1 protein-coding gene and 1 pseudogene are annotated in these 1,812 nt (G+C 58.3%); both read left to right on the top strand.

The genetic code is table 11. The annotated features are described in order from the left end of the window. Positions 1–194, top strand: a pseudogene (locus NW819_RS10100) (hypothetical protein); the annotation flags it as partial. A gap of 84 nt (positions 195–278) precedes the next feature. After that, positions 279–1,802: a S10 family peptidase gene (locus tag NW819_RS10095; RefSeq protein ID WP_414413655.1), complete on the top strand. Its 1,524-nt coding sequence runs from the start codon at positions 279–281 to the stop codon at positions 1,800–1,802. Positions 1,803–1,812 lie beyond the last annotated feature (10 nt).

Genomic DNA, 1,812 nt, shown 5'->3' with positions numbered 1-1,812 from the left:
TCGCTCAGGATGCAGCCATTGGGGCAGCCGCGGGAGCCATTTTGGGGGCCATCACGGGCAGAGTATCAGTGGGCAATGTCCTGGGAGGCGCCGTGACCGGAGTGGTGGTGGGCAATGTTACCGCTCCGCAGGTGATGGTGCTGCGCCCCGGCCAATCTTTCAATCTAACTTTGGAAGCTCCGCTGACTTTGTGAGGTGCCGTTTGGAGATTCCTCTGGGAGTGTTGAGGGTCGGCGACTTGTGATTCACTGGGGATCAGACTGCGGATCCCTGTTTTCATGGCTACTGAATCTAAGCCCACTTCCCCCCTCTCCTCCACCGAGCACAGGTTTACGGCTGGAGAGGAGAGCTTTACCTACAGAGCGCTGGCCGGTTGGCAGACCCTTTTCCAGCGGGAAAAGCCGGTGGCCGAGATCTTTCACGTCGCCTATCTAAAGCAAGACTCCGCCTCTCAGCACCGCCCTCTCACTTTTGTGTTCAACGGTGGGCCTGGGGCAGCTTCTGCCTACCTGCACATGGGAGCGCTGGGGCCCAAACGGATTTGCTTCGGGCCCAACGGCAGTTTGCCCCCCTCCCCGGTGCGGCTGGTGGACAATGCCGAAAGTTGGTTGCCCTTTTCCGACCTGGTCTTTGTCGATCCGGTGGGGACGGGGTTCAGCCGCGCCCTGCCCAAGGATTCTCAAGACCCCAAAGATTCCCGGGAGAAATCCGATCCGGCATCCAAGCCCCCTCAGCCGGATGCTAAGGCGGAGGAGCCTCCTAAGGAATCGCCCTTCTGGGATGTGGAGCGGGATTTGCAATCCTTGGGAGAATTCATTCAGGGCTTTCTTTCCCGATACAAACGCTGGCTCTCCCCCATTTTCATTGCCGGCGAGAGTTACGGTGGGTTTCGGGTGGCGCGGCTGGCCAAGGAGCTGCAATCCAAGTTTGGCGTGGGCCTGTCGGGGGCCATTCTCATCTCGCCTGCGATTGAGTTTGGGTTGCTGGAGACCAACGATTACAACCTCAGCACCTGGGCAGCCCTTTTCCCTTCCTATGTGGCCACAGCAGCCCATCATGGACGGTGTGGCTGGGGGGAGGATTTGCAGATCCTGCTGCCCAAAGCAGAACACTTTGCCCGACAACGTCTGCTGCCCCTCTTGGCCATGGGGGAGGCAATGCCAGAGGCAGAACGGCAAGCGGTGTATCAGGAAATGGCAGCAGGGATCGGCCTATCTCCAGAATATGTAGCCCACAAAGGCGGGCGGATCGATATCGCCAGTTTTGCCCGCGAGCTGTTGCGGTCGCAGCGACTGGTGCTGGGGCTCTACGATGCTTCTGTAACCACGGTGGATCCCTTTCCGGATCGGCCTACCTTCGAGGGATCCGATCCCACCTTGGATGGGATCGATCGCCTGTTCACGGCAGCCATCAACAGCCACTTGCGAGAGACCTTGCAGGTGGAAACGGAGTTGACCTATCACCTACTGAACCTGGAGGTGTTCAAGTCCTGGCGGTTCACCCCAAAAGGAGAGTTGAAGCAAGGATTCATCGGGGCAATGGACGAGCTGCGCAGCAGCATGGCCCTCAACCCCCACATGCGGGTGAGCATTCATCATGGCTTTTACGACCTGGTCACGCCCTACTTTGCCTCGAATCACCTGGTGGATTTGATGAAGTTGGATCCGCGGTTGAAGGCCAACCTCACCCTACGTCATTATCGCGGCGGACACATGTTCTACACCTGGGATCCCTCGCGATTGGAGTGGTTTACAGAAATGCGTGAGTTTTACTCGAAAACAGCTTCCAGCTCAGCTTACTAGCGCAGGAGCC

The sequence above is a fragment of the Synechococcus sp. R8-2 genome (assembly GCF_047461715.1).
Classification (GTDB): Bacteria; Cyanobacteriota; Cyanobacteriia; order Thermostichales; family Thermostichaceae; genus Thermostichus.
Note: the sequence above shows the minus strand (reverse complement) of the source record. Positions and strands in the feature narration are given on the sequence as shown.

Excerpts from the sequence above, each read along its gene's own strand:
- NW819_RS10095 (WP_414413655.1), top strand. The coding sequence starts at position 279 with ATGGCTACTGAATCTAAGCCCACTTCCCCCCTCTCCTCCACCGAGCAC.